The 17,854-nt window shown below is 61.0% G+C and carries 20 protein-coding genes and 1 tRNA gene; 10 read left to right on the top strand and 11 right to left on the bottom strand.

Translation table 11 applies throughout. The features are described 5' to 3' along the window. The first annotated feature begins 101 nt into the window (after positions 1 to 101). Entirely contained in the window at positions 102 to 1,037 is a 936-nt protein-coding gene (locus C0V97_RS00300) for a S1/P1 nuclease (protein ID WP_199751561.1), read from the top strand. 47 nt (positions 1,038 to 1,084) lie between these two features. Here C0V97_RS00300 and C0V97_RS00295 read toward each other — a convergent pair whose 3' ends face one another. Continuing rightward, a complete protein-coding gene (locus tag C0V97_RS00295) occupies positions 1,085 to 3,037 on the bottom strand; it encodes a S9 family peptidase (protein WP_233581834.1) in 1,953 nt (650 codons plus the stop codon). A gap of 106 nt (positions 3,038 to 3,143) precedes the next feature. On the opposite strand from C0V97_RS00295, the gene C0V97_RS00290 reads away from it, so the two are divergent. Genes C0V97_RS00290 through C0V97_RS00280 form a run of 3 tightly spaced genes read left to right on the top strand, consistent with a single transcriptional unit; the run spans position 3,144 to position 4,980 of the window. Further along, positions 3,144 to 3,728: a DedA family protein gene (locus C0V97_RS00290; protein WP_199751559.1), complete on the top strand. Its 585-nt coding sequence runs from the start codon at positions 3,144 to 3,146 to the stop codon at positions 3,726 to 3,728. After that, the gene (locus C0V97_RS00285) at positions 3,725 to 4,675 is read left to right on the top strand and encodes an SDR family oxidoreductase (RefSeq protein WP_127099590.1); all 951 of its coding nucleotides are present in this window, start codon (positions 3,725 to 3,727) and stop codon (positions 4,673 to 4,675) included. Before C0V97_RS00290 ends, C0V97_RS00285 begins: the two co-directional genes overlap by 4 nt. Further along, positions 4,672 to 4,980, top strand: coding sequence for a hypothetical protein (locus tag C0V97_RS00280; protein ID WP_233581830.1), 309 nt, complete (start codon positions 4,672 to 4,674; stop codon positions 4,978 to 4,980). Before C0V97_RS00285 ends, C0V97_RS00280 begins: the two co-directional genes overlap by 4 nt. Before the next feature lie 259 nt (positions 4,981 to 5,239). On the opposite strand, the gene speE is transcribed toward C0V97_RS00280, so the two are convergent. From speE to fbaA, 4 genes are all read right to left on the bottom strand, one after another. Beyond that, the gene (gene speE, locus C0V97_RS00275; RefSeq protein WP_127099588.1) at positions 5,240 to 6,109 is read right to left on the bottom strand and encodes a polyamine aminopropyltransferase; all 870 of its coding nucleotides are present in this window, start codon (positions 6,107 to 6,109) and stop codon (positions 5,240 to 5,242) included. Positions 6,110 to 6,192: 83 nt separating this feature from the next. Next, positions 6,193 to 6,669, bottom strand: coding sequence for an adenosylmethionine decarboxylase (speD, locus tag C0V97_RS00270; RefSeq protein ID WP_127099586.1), 477 nt, complete (start codon positions 6,667 to 6,669; stop codon positions 6,193 to 6,195). Positions 6,670 to 6,842: 173 nt separating this feature from the next. Next, a complete protein-coding gene (locus C0V97_RS00265) occupies positions 6,843 to 7,160 on the bottom strand; it encodes a hypothetical protein (RefSeq protein WP_127099584.1) in 318 nt (105 codons plus the stop codon). Positions 7,161 to 7,165: 5 nt separating this feature from the next. Further along, positions 7,166 to 8,275 (bottom strand): class II fructose-bisphosphate aldolase, encoded by a 1,110-nt coding sequence (fbaA, locus tag C0V97_RS00260; RefSeq protein ID WP_127099582.1) that lies wholly within the window; start codon positions 8,273 to 8,275, stop codon positions 7,166 to 7,168. A gap of 256 nt (positions 8,276 to 8,531) precedes the next feature. Between fbaA and C0V97_RS00255 the strand changes: the two genes are divergently transcribed. The 3 genes from C0V97_RS00255 to C0V97_RS00245 all read left to right on the top strand — a co-directional run bounded on the left by C0V97_RS00255 (position 8,532) and on the right by C0V97_RS00245 (position 11,107). Continuing rightward, positions 8,532 to 9,221, top strand: coding sequence for a TetR/AcrR family transcriptional regulator (locus tag C0V97_RS00255; RefSeq protein ID WP_233581829.1), 690 nt, complete (start codon positions 8,532 to 8,534; stop codon positions 9,219 to 9,221). Between the two features lie 100 nt (positions 9,222 to 9,321). Next, positions 9,322 to 10,137 (top strand): glutaminyl-peptide cyclotransferase, encoded by an 816-nt coding sequence (locus tag C0V97_RS00250; RefSeq protein ID WP_127099580.1) that lies wholly within the window; start codon positions 9,322 to 9,324, stop codon positions 10,135 to 10,137. Positions 10,138 to 10,330: 193 nt separating this feature from the next. Further along, complete coding sequence (locus C0V97_RS00245) at positions 10,331 to 11,107, top strand: IclR family transcriptional regulator (protein ID WP_158625308.1); 777 nt, start codon at positions 10,331 to 10,333, stop codon at positions 11,105 to 11,107. A gap of 144 nt (positions 11,108 to 11,251) precedes the next feature. On the opposite strand, the gene C0V97_RS00240 is transcribed toward C0V97_RS00245, so the two are convergent. Further along, entirely contained in the window at positions 11,252 to 11,560 is a 309-nt protein-coding gene (locus C0V97_RS00240; RefSeq protein WP_336762771.1) for a YggT family protein, read from the bottom strand. Positions 11,561 to 11,694: 134 nt separating this feature from the next. Here C0V97_RS00240 and C0V97_RS00235 point away from each other — a divergent pair. Continuing rightward, a tRNA-Ala gene (locus C0V97_RS00235) sits at positions 11,695 to 11,770 on the top strand. Between the two features lie 54 nt (positions 11,771 to 11,824). Here the strand turns inward: C0V97_RS00235 and C0V97_RS00230 are convergent. Together C0V97_RS00230 and C0V97_RS00225 are read right to left on the bottom strand one after the other, a co-directional pair. Then, the gene (locus C0V97_RS00230; RefSeq protein WP_233581828.1) at positions 11,825 to 12,751 is read right to left on the bottom strand and encodes a retroviral-like aspartic protease family protein; all 927 of its coding nucleotides are present in this window, start codon (positions 12,749 to 12,751) and stop codon (positions 11,825 to 11,827) included. A 2-nt stretch (positions 12,752 to 12,753) separates the two neighbouring features. Then, entirely contained in the window at positions 12,754 to 13,689 is a 936-nt protein-coding gene (locus C0V97_RS00225) for a tyrosine recombinase XerC (RefSeq protein WP_127099576.1), read from the bottom strand. Between the two features lie 56 nt (positions 13,690 to 13,745). On the opposite strand from C0V97_RS00225, the gene C0V97_RS00220 reads away from it, so the two are divergent. After that, the gene (locus C0V97_RS00220) at positions 13,746 to 15,980 is read left to right on the top strand and encodes a primosomal protein N' (protein WP_127099574.1); all 2,235 of its coding nucleotides are present in this window, start codon (positions 13,746 to 13,748) and stop codon (positions 15,978 to 15,980) included. Between the two features lie 142 nt (positions 15,981 to 16,122). Here the strand turns inward: C0V97_RS00220 and C0V97_RS00215 are convergent, their stop codons facing one another. The 3 genes from C0V97_RS00215 to ykgO form a co-directional block, all read right to left on the bottom strand. Then, on the bottom strand, positions 16,123 to 16,377 hold the full coding sequence (locus C0V97_RS00215; protein ID WP_127099572.1) for a hypothetical protein: 255 nt from the start codon (positions 16,375 to 16,377) through the stop codon (positions 16,123 to 16,125). A 70-nt stretch (positions 16,378 to 16,447) separates the two neighbouring features. Continuing rightward, the gene (locus C0V97_RS00210) at positions 16,448 to 17,110 is read right to left on the bottom strand and encodes a tetratricopeptide repeat protein (protein WP_233581865.1); all 663 of its coding nucleotides are present in this window, start codon (positions 17,108 to 17,110) and stop codon (positions 16,448 to 16,450) included. Between the two features lie 40 nt (positions 17,111 to 17,150). Beyond that, complete coding sequence (ykgO, locus tag C0V97_RS00205; RefSeq protein WP_025886195.1) at positions 17,151 to 17,276, bottom strand: type B 50S ribosomal protein L36; 126 nt, start codon at positions 17,274 to 17,276, stop codon at positions 17,151 to 17,153. A gap of 167 nt (positions 17,277 to 17,443) precedes the next feature. On the opposite strand from ykgO, the gene C0V97_RS00200 reads away from it, so the two are divergent. After that, complete coding sequence (locus C0V97_RS00200; RefSeq protein ID WP_127099568.1) at positions 17,444 to 17,836, top strand: hypothetical protein; 393 nt, start codon at positions 17,444 to 17,446, stop codon at positions 17,834 to 17,836. Positions 17,837 to 17,854: the final 18 nt, after the last annotated feature.

Genomic DNA, 17,854 nt, shown 5'->3' with positions numbered 1-17,854 from the left:
CCGCCTGACGGGGCGGGTCTGTCATCATAACATCCCTTGCATCCCTGCCTGCGGAATGAAACGGTGGCGGTACTGCATACCGTTCCCGTCCCAGAGGCCTCATGACCCGTTCATCGCTCGTCGCTCTTTCAGTCCTGTGTTCTGCCGCCGCCCTGACCCTGCCTGTGAAACCGGCCAAGGCCTGGGGGCCATATGGTCATGCCATCGTGGCTGATATTGCCCAGAGCCGTCTGACACCGGAGGCGGCTAGTGCGGTGACACAGCTTCTGGCGCTCGAGCATCATCAGACCCTGGATCAGGTGGCATCCTGGCCCGATACGATCGGTCATGTGCCTGCCGATAAAGGCGGCCTGCCTCAGACTCTTCCCTGGCATTACGTCGATACCGATGCCGCCTTGCCGACTTACGAGAAGGCGCGCGATTGCGGCAACGATATCTGCGTGACCGAGAAGCTGCCGGAAATGGAAAAGATTCTGGCTGATCCGAAAGCCACGCCTGAGGCCCGTCTGGCTGCGCTCAAATGGGTGGTGCATCTCGTAGGTGACCTGCATCAGCCGCTTCACGCGGCTGAGCGCGACCATGACAAGGGCGGGAACATGGTCAAGGTTTCGTATTTCGGTCAGGACCGGAACGGGCACGAAAACCTGCATTCCCTGTGGGATGAGGGCATCATGGATCACGAACGTCATCTCGTTGTCGGTCCTCACTACACCATCGACTTCGCCAAGGCCCATGAGGAGGCTGATCGCCTGAACGCCCAGATCACCCCCGGACAGGCTGCCTACTGGTCGGCGGCTCTTTCGGGCGACACGATGCATGATCACGTCGTGGCCTGGACCGATGAGAGCCATGGTCTGGCGCGCTCGATTGCTTATGGCGCCCTGCCTGCGGGGAAGGAACGCAAGGATCTGGGTGAGGCCTACACGGAGATCGCGTTCCCGGTTATCGAGACGCGTCTGCAACAGGCTGGAGTGCGTCTGGCAGACGTGCTCAATGTAGCCCTTTCCTTGCCTGTCACGGCGCCTGCAATGCCCTGATGCGGTATCCGGCGCGCCTCTGAGGGGGGGCGCATCGGAATCCGTGCCTAGTTCTGGCCGAAGACCTGCTGATAGAAGGCCAGTTCCCGCGTGAAGCTGTCGCGCAGCGTCTGTTCCTGCCGGAACCCATGACTTTCTCCTTCATAGACATGTAGCGCCGATGCGCGGCCAAGGCCATGCAGAGCCTGATTCATGGCCTGAGCCTGATCGAGTGGCACCACCTTGTCGAGGTCGCCATGCAGGAACAGGAGCGGTGCCGTGATCTGGGCCACATGGGTCAGGGGGGAGCGTGCCAGATAAAGTGCTTCCTGCTCTGGATAGGGGCCGATCAGGCGGTCGAGATAGCGGGATTCGAACTTATGCGTCTCCTCAGCCAGTGCGCGCAGATCCGTCACGCCGTAAAGCGAGCATCCGGCGGCGAAGACATCGGAGGTGGCCAGGGCCATCAGCACCGTCAGCCCGCCAGCGCTGCTGCCACGTATGACGCAGCGCCCCGGATCTGCCAGACCATGCGCCACGGCATGATGCACCCCGGCAACGCAGTCCTCTACATCCGTAATGCCCCATGCGCCGTTCAGGGCCTCGCGATAGCGTCGGCCAAACCCGGTAGAGCCCCTGTAGTTCACGTCGAGCACCGCAAAGCCACGGCTCGTCCACCACTGGACCTTGAACGAGAATGCCGAGCTGGCACGACCGGTCGGGCCACCATGGGCCATGACCACCAGAGGAGGCTTTTCTCTCGAGGCAAGGGCATGATGGCGATTGACCGGCGCATAATAGAGCGCGTGGGCGATCGCCCCTCCCGTACTGGGATAGGCAAACGGTTCGGGGTGGGCGCAATCTTCAGGTGTGATTCCTTCGGGGAAATCGAAAGCCTGTCGGATGATCCGCGAATTCCTGCCGATGACGACGGCAGGCGGGGCATCGGGTGCTGCCGTGATCCAGGCGAGCTCGTCACCAAAAGGCACGGGTGCCTGGGCCGTCTCGATCTGCGGACAGATCTGCCAGTGCCTGCCTGCCAGCAAGGCGGTATGGCTGAGCCCGTCACGCACGATCTGCGCAAGAATACGGCCGTCGGGCAGGACACGCAGACTGCTCTGCCCGAAGACCCAATGGGGAAATCCGGTTTCGCCTTCAGGATCGGCGAGGAACTCAGGCCCGGCCTCTCCTGTCACCGTGAAACGACAAGGGTGCCAGGCACCCGGCGTATCGAGGCTGACCAGAAGCGTGTCCGCGCTCTCCCACACGGGATCGACGCTGCTGCATCGTGACGCTTCCCCTGCGAGGATGCGCGATGCTCCGGGCCGGGGACGAGAGTCCTCCCATGTCAGAGGGGCAACAGCGAGCTGCGTCGCATCCCAGGGCATGTCGGGGTGGTTCCAGCTGATCCAGGCGAGATGCCCGTTGCCAGGAGCGGGACGCGGTGCCGCATAGAAATCGTCGCCTTCGACCAGCACGCATTCGCGCTCGCAATCGAGCCAGACGATGGCTGCCTTGGGCTCACCGCCGCTGCGATAATCTTCCCGGACACAAAAGACGCCAGTTCCGGTCGCGTCGAAGCTGAAATCCGCATAGGCGCAATCGGCGGAACTGGCGAGGCTGACGAATGTGCCATCATTTTCGCGCAGATGGACCGCGCCGGATTTGCGATCGCTGAATACCACGCGCTGGCAGGATGATACGCCGTAGGCTCCGCCACCATATTCATGCACGCGGGTGCCGATACCGACCGTCGACGGCAGCAAATCCTCCGGCGTTTCGCCGCGTTTCATGCTGACCAGCGCGGTACGCCCGCCTTCCTGCGGGCGTGCTTCGAGCCAGTACAGTCGATCTGCCTGAGCCTGTAGCTCGGAAAGGGAGATCGAACGACCGGCCACAAGCTCGGGTGAAACCCAGGAAGGCCAGGAACCGGAAGGGATCGATGATGGATTCGTCATAGGAATCAGGATAATCGGACTGAAACCATCTGACGAGTTTTCCTGGGCGGCGCTTTCAGGCATCAAGTCGGACTCTTTATCGCCAAGCTCGCCAAGGAAGAGAGCCCTGCTGCATTTTCTGGAACATCTGCTGAAGGAGTATGGCTACGGCATTGTCGGCGTGGTTGTGATGCTTGAAAGCATGGGCCTGCCTCTGCCCGCCGAGAGCCTGATCATCGGTGCCGCGCTCTATGCAGCCACGACCCATCATCTCGAGATACGCTGGGTCGTCGTCGCAGCCGTGACTGGCGCCATCATGGGCGATAATTTCGGCTATCTGATCGGTCGGTCCATAGGGTTCAAGCTGCTGCAGAAACACGGCGGCAAGGTGGGGCTGACTCATGAGCGCCTGCTTCTGGGGCGCTATCTCTTCAAGCGTCATGGCGGGACAGTGGTCTTTGTCGGACGTTTCGTTGCCATCTTGCGCGTATTCGTGGCCCTGCTGGCCGGGGCGAACCACATGCCCTGGAAATCCTTCCTCTGGCATAATGCGCTCGGGGGCGTGGTCTGGGCGGGCGGCTATGCGGTGGCCACCTATTTCCTGGGCAAGGAGATTTTCAGCCTCTCGGGGCCTCTCGCCATAGGCATCGGCTCTCTGGTGGTGATTTTCCTCGGGGTATGCCTCTATTTTCTCAAGAAGAACGAGAAACGCCTGACCGACGAGGCCCTGAAGGAGGCCAAGTCCGAAGAGCACTCAGGGAAGAACAAGGCATGAGCGACATACGCTATCCTTCCTGCGCAGGTCGCACCGCCGTCGTCACGGGCGCAACCGGTGGGCTCGGTCTTGCCACGGCGCTCGGGCTGGCGCGTCATGGCGCCGAGGTGATCGTGACCGGTCGCAATGCTGAAAAAGGCCGTGAGGCTCTCGTCACCATAGAGCGCGCCGTTCCCCAGGCGCGGCTGCGCTTCGAGGGCCTCGATCTGGCCTCTCTCGCCTCGATTGCGCGCTTCACAGAGCGCATGGAAGGGCAGCCCATCCATATTCTGGTCAATAATGCCGGGGTCATGGCGCCTCCCCAGCGTCGCTCGACCCAGGATGGATTCGAGCTTCAGTTCGGCACCAACCATCTTGGTCACTTTGCCCTGACGGGGCGCCTCCTGCCTTCGCTCATCGCCGGGCAGGCGCATATCGTGACAGTGGCGTCTCTGGCGGCGTGGAAGGGTGAAATCCCGCTTGACGACCTGAATGCGACCGAAAGCTATAAACGCTTTGCTCGTTATCGGCAGAGCAAGCTTGCCAATCTGCTCTTCAGCCTTGAGCTGCACCGCCGTGCCCGTGCCGTGGACGCCCCTCTGCATGTGCGCGCTGCGCATCCCGGGTGGTCGACCAGCGCGATCATTACCAACAGCGCCGCGCTCGGTCTCTCGCAGTCATCTTTCAGCCGAGCCCTCTGCCTCGTTCAGGATCGCCTGGGGAATGGGTTATTCCGCCTGATGGGGCAGGACGTTGCCTCTGGTGCCGAGCCCCTGCTTCATGCGGCTCTGTCGCCTCAGGCTCAGGATGGCGGGTATTACGGTCCCCAGGGTTCGGGGGAACGGCGTGGCCCCCCTGGCCCGGCGATCCTCCCTCCGGTCGCCATGGGGCTTTCCCTCGCTCAAAACCTCTGGCAGGCTTCTGAAAACATGACCGGTGTACGGTTTGATTGGGAGACTCTCGCATGAGCATGACCCTCTCCGTTTTCAAGGAAAGCCTCGAAGACACCATTCCTCCTCAGGGCCTTTCTCCGGCCCTCCTCGCCCTCTGGTGGGCCGGCCGCGCCGATTGGGCCGCAGCCCATGAAATCGTTCAAAGCAATGAGCGTGATGCCGAATGCAACTGGGTCCATGCCTGGCTCCACCGCAAGGAAGGCGATCAGGATAACGCCCGGTACTGGTATCGCCGAGCCGGGCATGCCATGGGCCATGGCGATATCATGGAGGAGTGGCAGACCCTTGTGATTCGTCTGCTGAGTGGATCAGGGTACTAGGTCTTCGGGCACCCGCTCCTCACCCCGCCACAGGACAGTCGTCCTGTGGATAGCTGTTTGAGCCAAAGCTGGGATCGAAGGGGCCTGTCCCTTCGCGGGTGCAGGGCAGCGCCCTGCAGGATCGGCCTTATGCGGGGCTCTGCCCCACACCCCGCCAGAGGATGGTCGTCCTCTGGACACCTGTTTGGGTCAAGGTGGGGATCGGAAGGGGTAAGCCCCTTCGCAGGTCCAAGGCAGAGACCCGCAAGGATGAGTCGGATCAGCCCTGCGTGGGCAGGTTTTCGGCGATGTAAGGCGGCAGGTTGAAGCTGCCTACGTGAATTTCCGGCGTCCAGTAGCGGGTGGTGCCCAGAATACCGGCGGCCTCGGCGCGCGCGCGGACGTCGTCAACCGTCTGCTTCGTGGGGTTCACACCCTTTGCCGCAACGCCGAGCGTCATGAACCCACCGACATAGGTCGGAACGGCTGCGACGTAAGCAGATACATGCGGGAAGAAATTGGCACGGCGAGCACTGGTTTCACGCAGTTCATCCGCCTGCATGAAGGGCACGCCGCACTGGTTCACGATCAGTCCCTGAGCGGAGAGGATGCGCGCGCAATCCTTGTAGAACGCATCAGTGAAGAGCACCTCGCCCACGCCGATCGGATCGGTCGAGTCGACGATAATCACGTCGAAAGAGCCGTCTGCTGCCTTGGCGACATAGTCGATGCCGTCACCGACGATGACATCGGCGCGGGGGTCGTTCCAGGCGTCGCCAGCGATGTTGGGGAGATGCTGCTTGGAAAGCTCGATAACCGCGCCGTCGATCTCGACCATGACGGCCTTTTCAACGGTCTTGTGCTGGAGCACGCGGCGAAGCACGCCACCATCGCCTGCGCCGATGATCAGTACGCGCTTGGCGTCGGGATGGGTCAGGAGCGGGACATGCGTGAGCATTTCCTGATAGACGAATTCATCGCGCTCGGTGATCTGGATGACGCCATCGAGAACGAGCACGCGGCCGTGGAAGTCGCTTTCAAAGACGACGATGTCCTGAAAGTCGCTCTTGACGCGTGCGAGCTCACGCGTGACGCGAAAACGCTGGCCCCAATCGGGGTAGAGGGTTTCGTTGATCCAGGATTCAGACATGAGGCGGTCTCTCCCAATTTTATCAAAAAAAAGGCCGGGCAACGGGCCCGGCCTTGTCTGCTTTTGAGCGCAGCGTAACGCGCTCAGCCTGCAGGCGAGATCTTTTCACGACCACGGCGTACTTCGTCAGAGACGACGCGACCGGCCTGGAAAAGACGCTGCATGACCGGAATCGTCAGATTCGGGTCGCAGGCGCCGCACATGAACACGTCAACGGCGGCAAAATTGCGCTCGGGCCATGTGTGGATGGAAATGTGGCTTTCGGCCAGCACGATCACGCCCGACACACCGCCATTGGGCGTGAAGTGATGGAAGTGGCTGTGCAGGATTGTTGCCCCTGCGGTAACCGCTGCCTCGCAAAGCGTGGCGTCGATTGCTGCGGGATCGTCCAGATTCGTGGCGTCCCAGAAATCGATCAGCAGGTGATGACCGGCGAAGCGTTCACCATCACGCTCAATGAAATAATCCTTGCACACCTCTTCATGAGATGTGTTCGATGCGACAGTCTGGTTATCTCTCGGGAGTCCCGATACCATCCCCAGTTGAGCAAGTGCGTTCATCACGTACCTCTAAACCAGTAGACAGCCTGTTGGGCAACATGCCCCCTTGGGCCAAGGCCGCCCGATTAAAGGTCATGCCCCCCGGATGCAAGGACTTTCTGGCCGATTCATCGTATTTTCTTCATAACGTTACTAGGTGTCGGCCTGTGCCTGTATGCCTCTTCAGACGGGGATCAGGCCCGGGCGGGCTGGATCACCCTGAAGGCCCCGATATAACGGGTGGCGTGCAAGAGGGGAGAGCAGGCAGCATCAAGGGCTGCGAGCGCATCGGGATGATCTTTCTGGAAGTCCAGCCACGCCTGATGCGAGCGCCATTCATCGATGGCAATGTAGTCGCCATGCTTGTCGAGATCGGCGATCAGGCGTGTGCCGAGATAGGTGCGGACATTGCGGTAGAGCCGCACCCATGGGCCTTCCGGCCCATAGGTCGCTTCGAATATCTCGATCTGGCTCGGGACGACACTGAACGCCCGGACGATCTCGCAGGTCACGAATGTCACCCCTTCGAAGCAATCGATCTGCCTCTGGAGCCGAGATCGGCGAACGCCTCCTCCATGCGGTCGACGATGCTCTTCTCGCCCACGCGCAGCCATTTGCGCGGGTCATAGAACTTCTTGTAGGGCGTGTCGGTCTCGGGATCGATCTGGTGCAGGAAGGCCTTGGGGTGTTCCAGCACGTACTGGCCCACGCCGTTGGCGAAGGCGAATTGCACATCCGTATCGATGTTCATCTTGAACACGCCATAGGATACAGCTGCCGTGATCTTGTCCTTTTCGGAGCCCGAGCCACCATGGAACACGAGGGCAAGAGGCTTGGGCCCGAGTCCCAGTTTCTCGGCCACGTGCTCCTGCGAGTGCAGCAGAATTTCCGGACGAAGCTGAACGTTTCCAGGCTTGTAGACGCCGTGCACGTTGCCGAAAGAGGCAGCGACAGTCACATGACCGAGCGGCGAAAGGCGGTTCCAGGCGGTCAGGACATCCTCGGGCTGGGTGTAGAGATGCGCATTGTCCTCGTGATCTTCGAGGTCGTGGCCGATCCCGTCTTCCTCGCCGCCGGTCACGCCGAGTTCGATCTCGAGGCTGATGCCGAGTTTGGCCATGCGGGGCAGCAAACGCGCGCATTCAGCCAGATTTTCCTCAAGCGGTTCAGCCGAAAGATCAAGCATGTGCGACGAGAAGAGCGGCGGACGGCCTGCCGCAACTTCTGCCTCGCTCAGTTCGAGCAGACCCTCGACCCAGGGCACGAGCTTGCGATCGGCATGATCGGTATGGAGGATGACGCAAACGCCATATTCCTTGGCGAGCAGATGCACATGACGGGCCATGGCGGCGGCACCGAGCACGCGGGCCCGGTGCTGGTCGGCCAGGCCTTCACCGGCATAAAAGCGCGCCCCGCCATTGGAGCACTGGATGATCACATCGGAATTGTTCTTGGCTGCGGCTTCAAGCACCGCATTGACGCTGTCTGTGCCGACAACATTGACGGCGGGAAGCGCGTAGCCGCCTTCCTTGCAGGCCTCGATCAGGGTGAGATAGTCATCACCTGTGACAACTCCCGGGGGCAGGGCTCGGCTGGGGCGCGACGCATTCGGGTTTGTAGGGGTCATAAGGATCTCATGTCTCTGATAACGGGTCGTCAAGGCCAATTTATCGCGATCCGCACCCGGAATGCCTAGACCTTTCATGGACACATTGAAGTCATTCTCGTTGCAGGACTGAAGGATTGGACTAGTTCGCCCAGATTACCCTTGCGCTGATCGACCGGTTCGGTCAGTTTCAGCCCGTTCCCGGTACAAGAGAGCGAGGCGATGAACCCGTCCAGAATGGTACGGGGCGGGATGTAGACAGCAATGGATGGGCCGCGTGAAAAAGAGCCAAGAAATCACCCTGAACGCTCCGGACGTGCCCGTTGACGAGGATATGCGTGAAGAGAGCGGCGCAAGCAACGCCAAGAGGCGTCAGATCCTCGACGGTGCCGAAGCGATCTTTCTGGAATCCGGATATGAAGGGGCCTCGATGTCCCAGATCGCCTGCCGGGCGAAGGTCTCGAAGGGCACGCTGTATAACCATTTCGAGAACAAGGCGGCCCTCTTCGGTGCGGTGATCGAAGATTTGAGCCGTGGCAAACTCGCACCGGCCATCTGTCAGAGCCACCTGACGGCCATTACGTGCGTCGAGGCGTTCACGCAGCTTGCCGAGCGCTTTATCAGTGTCCTGCTTCAGCCAGGCCCGTTGCGACTTTACCGTATCATCGTTTCCGAAGCGCCGCATTTTCCCGATCTCGCGGATACGTTCTGGCGCTTCGGCTTTGGCAGAACGCTGGACACCCTGACGAAATGGATCATGTTCTGGATTGAACGCGGCGCCATCGCCACCGATGACCCGACTTTTGCCGCCGAGCAATTCATGGCGCTCTGTCAGACGCGCCTGGTACAACGCAAGCGTTTCGAACTGCCGGTCGACTGCAGCGATGACCAGATACGCGTGGTCGCGGGGCGTGTGGGGCAGGCTTTCGTCGCAATCTATGGATGCGAGGCCAGAAAGGCGGATTGACGCAGAAGCCGAGACCCATGCTCAAGATGATGCGATTGTGAGAAGCAGAAAAGACCGGCTATAGCAGGCGTATTCATCAGGGTAATTGGGTCGCCGCCTCATGTCTTTTCTTAGGTTGCGGGTACGCCCGCTCGTGGCATGTCTTGCCGCCCTTGCCTGTCTGGGTCCTCTGACGTCTGCTCGGGCAGATGCCGCCGTTGACAATGCCGTCGATCCCCCTGTGGAGCCCGCCGAGATACTGGCCGTTTTCCCGCATGATCCACAGGCCTTCACCGAGGGGCTCTTTTACGAAGGCGGGTTCCTTTACGAGAGTACGGGGCTGATCGGGCACTCGGTGATCAGGAAAGTGGACCTGAGGACTGGCAAGGTGCTGGCTCAGGAGAGCCTACCCGAGGGATATTTCGGCGAGGGAATCACGTCCTGGCAGAACCGGCTTGTCAGCTTGACCTGGCGCGGGGGTGTCGGGTTCGTCTGGAGCTTTCCTGGCATCGTGATGCAAAGAAGATTCGAGTATCCCGGCGAGGGATGGGGCCTGACTCGTGACGCGCATTCGCTAATCATGTCCGACGGGTCAGCTTGTCTGAAGCATCTCGACCCCATTACATTTCATATCTTGTCCAGATTATGTGTCACTGCGTCGGGTATACCGGTCAAACGACTGAATGAACTCGAATATATTCATGGTGAGATCTGGGCGAATATATGGATGACTCCCGAGATCGCACGGATCGATCCCGTAACGGGTAAAGTCAAATCATGGGTTGATCTGAGTGTTCTGGCAGAAAAGATCAATTCTCTCGACCCTGATGCGGTCGCGAATGGCATCGCCTATGACCGCGAGAATGATCGCCTCTTCGTCACCGGAAAATATTGGCAGAAGCTGTACCAGATACGGATCGTGGACCACAAGAAATAGTGATTTGCAAAATAAGAACTATACAGGTCTTGATTACATAGATGTGACCCAAAAATGCAAATAATGGTTTATCCGGGCGTGAATAACGCTATGAGATGCTTTTCGCATCCCTTGTGGAGCATTCTGAAACTCTGGATCGAACGAGAAGCCCTTTAGAAGTCCAAGGCACCGTTCAAGCGAAATGGAGCGGCACGTGGCATATTCGGATAAAGACTGGCCCCAGGGCACACAAACACTGGGGCGTGGCCTGTCCATCATTCTGGCTGTGCAGGCCGGGGTCGATACGCTTTCCGAACTGGCACTCGAGATCGGGTGTACACGCAGCACGACCCAGCGCCTGACGTCAGCCCTGCTCCAGCAAGGATGGCTCCGCCTGAAATCGATGGGGCGCTACGGTCTTGGAGAGAAGCTCATTTCTCTCACCTCTCAGGCGCAGAACGCCTCGCCTTTGCTTGGCCTTGCGGCGCCGCTGCTTCAGAACCTCAATGATATCACGGGGCGGATGGTCCATCTTGGCATCCGCTCGGATAGCCATGTCATTTATCTGATGCGTCTGGAAGGCCGTAAACCGCTGAGCATTCGCACGCAGACAGGACAACATCTGCCGCTTGCCCGCACAGGTACGGGTCGGGCGCTCATTCTGGATGAGAGCGAGTCCGACTGGGCGCGGCTCTACAGGGCAAGCTACCGTCACATGCCCTCTGGCCTTGCGAGCTGGGTCAATCGCATGCGCGCCTATCGTGCGACAGATTGCGTCTTTGATCTCGAGGATGACGAGATCGGGATTCACTGCGTCGCAGCCCCTGTTCGGGATGCTTCTGGCCAGATCGTGGCCTCAATCAGCGTGACCGGGCGCGCAGGTGACATGCCGCTCCTGCGCATGAAAAGCCTGGCTCCGCAGGTACGCCAGACAGCGTCTATGCTCTCGGCGAAGCTGGGCTGGCATGAACTGAGCGATGTTGCGGACTAGCCCGGTCTTTCAGTTGGGCCAGGTCCGGATTGCGGTATTGACGGGGCCATAGGCACTCAGAAAGCCTGTGCAGGCCTGACCGTCAGGCGATGCAATGGCATCGCCCAGACAGGCGGCTCGACACCGCTCGTTTGGGCGCGTTGTTCAGAAGTTCGCGTGAAGCGATGCAATGAGCAGGCGGTTCAGTACCGGGACGAGCAGATATTGCAGTCCCAACAGAACGACGAGCGGGCTCAGATCCATGGCGCCGAACTGCGGCAGGATCGACCGTACAGGATTGAGGACGGGCTCGACGATCCGCCCCAGAAAGATGGCCACGTTATAGATGAAGCGATTGCTCGGATCGAGGATCCGGAAGCTCAGCAACATGCTCATCACGCAATACAGGATCAGCGCCCAGGTGAAGAGCTGGATCAGCATCAGAATGATGTTGTAGAGGGTGATGATCAGCAAGTCTCGTCTCTCAGCATGAAAACGGAGCGCTCCTTTTAGCGCCTGGGCGGGGGATCGCACAACTGAACCCGCATGGGTCCGGTGGGACATTCTTGACTTTGCGGTGTAACCGTGTAGCTTCCGAGCCGTTCCGTGGGGCTGTAGCTCAGATGGGAGAGCGCCTCGTTCGCAATGAGGAGGTCAGGGGTTCGATTCCCCTCAGCTCCACCACGGATCTCACTGAAATTTGGTCCATGATCTGCCGGATGAAACATCGTTTCGGTGTCAGCGTACCCAGACCCGTCCGGCGCTGAACGAAACCCAGACCGTATGCTGGGCGAACCAGTCTGCCCCGAGAAGCATGTCAGCCCCGTCGCGCATGTCCGAGACCGTAAGGACGGGGTCCCTCCATACTGGATTGCCCGAGCCTGGCGCTCCTTCCTGAAGGTGCAGGGCACGAAAATGATGCCAGTGATACCAGCGCGCATTGAGATCGACCCCGCTGGTGACGCCACCCTGATCCTTGCGCAAGATCTCGTCGGTAATTCCCATCAGATGGGCGAAGCGCCGCGACAGGATATGAGACCGCGCCCCACTATCGATCAGCGCTGTTCCTTCATGGCCATCCAGCACGAAGGATACCGTCAGTCGCGTGCCCTCACGCTGTGTCCGCAAGGTTGTGTACCCGCGGGGCCATGCAGGAGCGGGAGCGCAGCGACCATCGGAGGCGGAGGGTCGCCAAAGTGACAGGCGTTGCTGCTTCACATCGAACTCGACATCGAATTGACCAAGCAGGTCCACACCCATAAGCCCTGCGACGGGCGGCGTCAGGGCGGGTACGCCTGGAAGCGCGCCGAGGGGAATGGAGCGCTGCCCGAAAGGAATCGTGCCCAGCGACAGAGCCTTTATGAGCATGTTCGGGGCGAGCTGTCCCCGTCCGTTCGGCCCCTGAATCATGGTGGCATGGGCCGGGTCTGGCGTCAGGCGCAAAGCGGCCGCCGCCTCTGGCGTGATCAGGCTGCCTTCGGAGCCGGTATCGAGTATGAACCGGGCCTGTCTGCCATCGAGAATGACCGGTGCATTCAGAAACAGCCCGTCATTATGAAATGGGATATCCGCTACCTGCTCAGGAGCGCAGGAACCGGCTATTGCGTGAGGGGCAGCCAAGCTCATGGCAAAGGCCACGAGGAGCGCGAGAGCGGGACGCAGCATTTTTATTTCCTTGCGCGTGGATGGGCCTGCCATACGGCAAGGAGATGGCGTTCATCGGCCAGGGTGTAGGCCTGGGTGGTTGAAAGGCTGGCATGGCCAAGGAGTTCCTGGATCGCGCGCAGATCGGCCCCGCCCTCCAGCAGATGCGTTGCAAAGGAATGGCGCAGCGCATGGGGCGTCGCGCTGGCATCCAGCCCGCTTTGTTCGCGCCAGACCTGCATGACCCGGCGTGCTACTGCCGCCTGCAACCTCTTGCCGCGCAGCCCGACAAAAAGCGGTGAGTCCGGGGCCGGGCAGGGGTGCTGATTGCGCCACAGCATGAGCGTCTTGAGCACGTTGGGCAGGAGAGGCACGATCCGCTCCTTGCCGCCCTTGCCCGTCACGCGCAATCCCGCCTCGCCAGCGCGATCGCAATCGCGAATATCGAGAGCCAGAGCCTCGCCGATACGCAGACCGGCACCGTAGAGCAGAGTGAAGAGCGCTTCATCCCGCGCAGCGCAGAGCGGATGCTCGGCCAGAGACGCGATCTCGGCGGGAGCGCTGAGTGCCATGTCGCGGGAAAGCGGGCGTGGCAGGCGCTTGCGCACTTTCGGGGCCTTCATCTGGCGCAGAGCGCCCGCGCTCAGACCATGGCGCGTCGCCAGATAGTGGGAAAACGAGCGTAGCGCTGAAACGCGTCTTGCGCGTGATCGGGCCCGACCATCGGCCGTGCCCCGGCCATTTTCCGATCTGGCGGTGTCGAAAGCGAGCCAGGCCCGGAAATCGCTCGTGCGCAATCTTGCGAAGGCCTCGAGATCCGGCTCCTGCCCCAGATGCTCTGTCAGGAAGGCGAGAGCGCAGGCAACGTCATTGCGATAGGCAAGGACCGTGTTGGGGCGTGAGCGCTTTTCATGCGCCAGCCAGTCCAGCCAGTTTTCGAGATGGTCATGCATCAGCATGACGGCGGGCCTCGTCTCGTTTAAGAGGGCAGGACAAAAGGGGGCGCTTGGGCAGCATGACGGAACCGAGCTTACTGAAGCTGACGGCAGATGGCGAGAGAACGGTGCGCGTGAGTGTTCTGCTGCCTCTGCCCTTCGCCACGCCGCTCGACTACCTCGCCCCGGAAAACAGCGTCTCCCCCGGTGATCTCGTGAGCGTGCCTCTGGGACGACGCGAGGAAACGGGCTGTGTCTGGGACATGGACAGTGACGTGCCTGCCGATTTTGCTCCGATCGAGGCGCGTTCTGTTCCCCTTTCACGGCTCAAACCCCTTCTGGGGCGGCTGGACATGCCCTCCCTGCCTCGCGACCTCAGACGCTTCATCGACTGGCTGGCGGCCTATACGCTCACGCCGCCGGGTCTGGTTCTGGCCATGGCCATTCGCGCGCGCCATACGCAGCCGACCAGGGTCCAGCTCGGCTGGGTCAGGGGCGGGGGCGATCCATCAGCGCTGCGCATGACCGAGGCGCGTCAGCGTGTGCTCGATGCAGTGGGAGAGGATGCCCTCTCCTCAGCCACGATCACCGAAAGAACCGGGGTTTCTGCCGGTGTGCTGCGTGGATTGGCCGCTGCCGGTCTCCTGCGCGAGGCCCCGCTTCTGGCGCCCCCACTTTTTTCCTTGCCCGATCCCATGTTTCATCCGCCCCGTCTTTCAGATGATCAGCAGGAAGCGGCTCTAGCCCTGACCGACAGCGTGCGGGCACGCGCGTTCAACGTGACCCTGCTCGAGGGTGTGACCGGTTCCGGCAAGACAGAGGTCTATTTCGAGGCCGTCGCGGCCTGTCTGGCAGAAGGCAGGCAATGTCTCGTGCTCCTGCCTGAAATCGCCCTCTCGACCCAATGGACGGATCGTTTTGCCCGGCGATTCGGCGTTCAGCCTGCGCTCTGGCATTCCGAACTGGGGGGAAAGAAAAGGCGCGAGACATGGCATGCCATCGCCCAGGGTCAGGCAGCGGTCGTGGTCGGAGCACGCTCAGCCCTGTTTCTGCCTTTCCCCGATCTGGGTCTGATCATCGTGGATGAGGAACATGAGAGCGCCTTCAAGCAGGAGGAAGGCGTGACCTATCACGGGCGCGACATGGCCATCGTGCGGGCGAGGCTCTCGAACGTGCCGGCCATTCTCGTTTCCGCGACGCCGAGTCTTGAGACCCTGACCAATGTCGAGAACGGGCGTTATCGTCACGTCGTGCTCCATGCCCGACACGGCAATGCCACTCTGCCGGATGTACGCCTGATCGACATGCGCCGTGCGCCACCGGAGCGTGGGCAGTTTCTGTCACCGGTCCTGGTGGACGCTATCCGCGCTAGTTTCGAGCGTGAGGAACAGGCCATGCTGTTTCTCAACCGGCGTGGCTACGCTCCCCTGACCTTGTGCCGCAGCTGCGGCCATCGCATGGAATGCCCCAATTGCTCGTCCTGGCTTGTCGAACATCGCGCACGTCAGATCCTGACCTGCCATCATTGTGGCCATGTCGAGGGACTACCTGAAACCTGCCCCTCCTGCGCGGCCGAATCCAGCCTCGTCGCAGTCGGTCCGGGTATTGAGCGTGTTCATGAGGAAGCCCGGCTGCATTTCCCCGAGGCCCGGATTCTGGTCATGGCCTCGGACACACTCGGCTCGCCTTCCGCCACGGCAGAGGCCGTACGTCGTATCAGCGCACGCGAGATCGATCTGGTCATTGGCACGCAGATCGTCGCGAAGGGCTGGCACTTCCCGGACCTGACCCTTGTGGGGGTGGTCGATGCCGATCTCGGCCTAGGCGGTGGTGATTTGCGTGCCGCCGAGCGTACGGTGCAATTGCTGCATCAGGTATCCGGTCGTGCAGGCCGTGCGGAAAAACCCGGCACAGTCTTGCTGCAAAGCTATCTCGGCGATCACCCGGTAATGAAAGCCCTCGTGTCGAACGATTATCTTGCCTTCATGGAGCAGGAATCGGCTCAGAGAAAACCCGGCTTCTGGCCGCCTTACGGGCGTCTGGCGGCTCTGATCGTCAGTGCCGATTCCGCTGAAGCGGCAGATCGCGTGTCCGGACTCCTCGGCGCACGGGCACCCGATCTGCCCGGTGTGCAGGTGCTTGGCCCTGCGCCAGCCCCATTGGCCATTCTACGCGGGCGTCATCGTCGTCGGCTGCTATTGCGCACGAGGCGCAGTGTGGCCGTTCAACCGATCATCCGGCAGTGGCTTGAGGGGGTGAAGCTTTCGACTCATGAGCGCATCGACATCGATATTGATCCGATCTCGTTTCTCTGAGGTTGGGTCTTCCGGTGGCAGAAAGCTGCGGGGCGCTGCCCCGCACCCCGGAAAGGGGCTTGCCCCTTTCATCCCGTCAACTGGTCTCCCAACGGGAGATGGCCCTTTGACGGGGTTCGGGGCGGAGCTCCGAGGGGAGAACTCAGTTCGTCTTTTCTTCGCGCTTCGGCTTGATGGCCTTGACCACGAAGGTGACGATCGCAATCACGGCGAGCAGATGCTGAAGATGCGGGCGCAGTTTCCTGGGGCCGAACATGCTGAGGAAGGTCAGGCCGCCCATGATCGCTTCCTTGGTCTGCGGCTTGGCCGAGCAGCACATCTTGCTGAGGCAGCACCCTTTTTTCGGGGCATCCGGCGCGGTCAGTTCAGTGACCTTGGCCTTGTTCTTCTTGAACATGATGTTCTCCTTTGACTTCGACATCTCATCAAACTGCGCAATCAAGGCAGAGTTGAGATCGTGACGCGCTTTAAATCGCGCGTCCATCCAGAGAAGCCTGCAGCGTCTTCACACGTTTGGCAGCGCCGCTGGCCAGAGGATCGACAACGAGCACCTGTTGAGCCGCCTGAAGGGCCGCACGCATGTTATGACGCTCTTCCTCTATCTGCGACAGAAGCTGCCAGGAGAGGGGATCATCCGGATCCAGATGCAGGGCCACCCCCAGATCGCTGATGGCCCCCTCGAAATCGCCTGCAGCATAGCGCACACGGGCGCGACCGCGCCGGATGAACGCCTTGTCAGGCTGCAGCACCAGAGCGTTGTCGAGCGCAGCCTCTGCCTTGCGGTAGTCATGGGCCTTGAGGCTCGAATCGGCATTCTCGAGCAGCAGACGTGTGCTGGCGGTCAGGCCCCTCTGGCGCAATGTCTCGACCTGACGCTCAAGGGCGCGGGCTTCGGCCGGTTTGGTGGCATTGCGCAAGGCCTTGCTGGCCTCAATCAGAGGGTCGGGCTTCGACTTGGTCGGGGGTGCGACCTGCGGCGGTGGATGCGTCGGAGGCTGAGGAGTGGGCAGCGATGTCGTATGGGGCGGAGGGGCCGGGAAGGCTGGGAAGGGCGCCAGAACGACAAAAGCCGCGCTGCTGAGAAGCAGACACGGCCTGACGACGGCCCGCAAACAGGCCGTGTAACGCATCAAAACGGGGCTGAGGCTCCGTTTTGGCATCAACAGGGAATTAGCCCTGGCGAGCCTTCATGCGCGGGTTCTTCTTGTTGATGACATAGACGCGGCCACGACGGCGAACGACGCGGCAGTCCTTGTCGCGGATCTTGGCGGATTTGAGGCTGTTACGAATCTTCATGATAATTTGCTTCCCGGGCCATGCAAGACGAACGGGCGTCGCGCCCGTGAGTGGTCGTCGGAATACTCATCGCTATGCCGGGAGTCAACTCCAAGCTGGGCTTCCTGCCCCGGAAACCCTGACATTTGGACGTTTTCAAAGGATGAAAAGCCAATTATCCTGATTCCATGAAGAAAGCTCTGCCTGTTCTCGCCGTCCTGCTGGCTGGTCTGCCCCTCTCGGCGCAAGCGGCGCCCCACCCGAAAAACGATCCGGCCTCGGTACTCAACCGGATTCTGGCTGTGCTGCAGACTGACCCGGATTCGGCCAGTGACAGCTGCGTCGAGGCCCTCAAGGAGTTGCACAAGACGCAGAAGATCGTCGCGGATCAGGACAGCGACAGCAACAATCAGGACGCCGCTGTGGCACGCGATGTACTCGAATCCGATTTCGAGGAAACGATCGAGGTTTGCGGCGCCGATGCGCGGACCATGTGCCGCACCCGCGCTGAGACGAATCCCAAGCTGCCGCCACTCTGCGCCGCCATACGCCCCCGGCCTCAGGGTGATGGCGAGGACTGAGCACCTCTCCGCGCGGCT

Origin of the sequence: Asaia sp. W19 (assembly GCF_003994335.1) — a bacterium.
Classification (GTDB): domain Bacteria; phylum Pseudomonadota; class Alphaproteobacteria; order Acetobacterales; family Acetobacteraceae; genus Asaia.
Note: the sequence above shows the minus strand (reverse complement) of the source record. Positions and strands in the feature narration are given on the sequence as shown.

What these genes read in the sequence shown, in the direction of transcription:
- C0V97_RS00300 (WP_199751561.1), top strand. Translation starts at nt 102, where the DNA reads ATGACCCGTTCATCGCTCGTCGCTCTTTCAGTCCTGTGTTCTGCCGCC.
- C0V97_RS00295 (WP_233581834.1), bottom strand. Translation starts at nt 3,037, where the DNA reads ATGCCTGAAAGCGCCGCCCAGGAAAACTCGTCAGATGGTTTCAGTCCG.
- C0V97_RS00290 (WP_199751559.1), top strand. Translation starts at nt 3,144, where the DNA reads ATGCTTGAAAGCATGGGCCTGCCTCTGCCCGCCGAGAGCCTGATCATC.
- C0V97_RS00285 (WP_127099590.1), top strand. Translation starts at nt 3,725, where the DNA reads ATGAGCGACATACGCTATCCTTCCTGCGCAGGTCGCACCGCCGTCGTC.
- C0V97_RS00280 (WP_233581830.1), top strand. Translation starts at nt 4,672, where the DNA reads ATGAGCATGACCCTCTCCGTTTTCAAGGAAAGCCTCGAAGACACCATT.
- speE (WP_127099588.1), bottom strand. Translation starts at nt 6,109, where the DNA reads ATGTCTGAATCCTGGATCAACGAAACCCTCTACCCCGATTGGGGCCAG.
- speD (WP_127099586.1), bottom strand. Translation starts at nt 6,669, where the DNA reads ATGAACGCACTTGCTCAACTGGGGATGGTATCGGGACTCCCGAGAGAT.
- fbaA (WP_127099582.1), bottom strand. Translation starts at nt 8,275, where the DNA reads ATGACCCCTACAAACCCGAATGCGTCGCGCCCCAGCCGAGCCCTGCCC.
- C0V97_RS00250 (WP_127099580.1), top strand. Translation starts at nt 9,322, where the DNA reads ATGTCTTTTCTTAGGTTGCGGGTACGCCCGCTCGTGGCATGTCTTGCC.
- C0V97_RS00230 (WP_233581828.1), bottom strand. Translation starts at nt 12,751, where the DNA reads ATGCTGCGTCCCGCTCTCGCGCTCCTCGTGGCCTTTGCCATGAGCTTG.
- C0V97_RS00225 (WP_127099576.1), bottom strand. Translation starts at nt 13,689, where the DNA reads ATGCTGATGCATGACCATCTCGAAAACTGGCTGGACTGGCTGGCGCAT.
- C0V97_RS00220 (WP_127099574.1), top strand. Translation starts at nt 13,746, where the DNA reads ATGACGGAACCGAGCTTACTGAAGCTGACGGCAGATGGCGAGAGAACG.
- C0V97_RS00215 (WP_127099572.1), bottom strand. Translation starts at nt 16,377, where the DNA reads ATGTTCAAGAAGAACAAGGCCAAGGTCACTGAACTGACCGCGCCGGAT.
- C0V97_RS00210 (WP_233581865.1), bottom strand. Translation starts at nt 17,110, where the DNA reads ATGCGTTACACGGCCTGTTTGCGGGCCGTCGTCAGGCCGTGTCTGCTT.
- ykgO (WP_025886195.1), bottom strand. Translation starts at nt 17,276, where the DNA reads ATGAAGATTCGTAACAGCCTCAAATCCGCCAAGATCCGCGACAAGGAC.
- C0V97_RS00200 (WP_127099568.1), top strand. Translation starts at nt 17,444, where the DNA reads ATGAAGAAAGCTCTGCCTGTTCTCGCCGTCCTGCTGGCTGGTCTGCCC.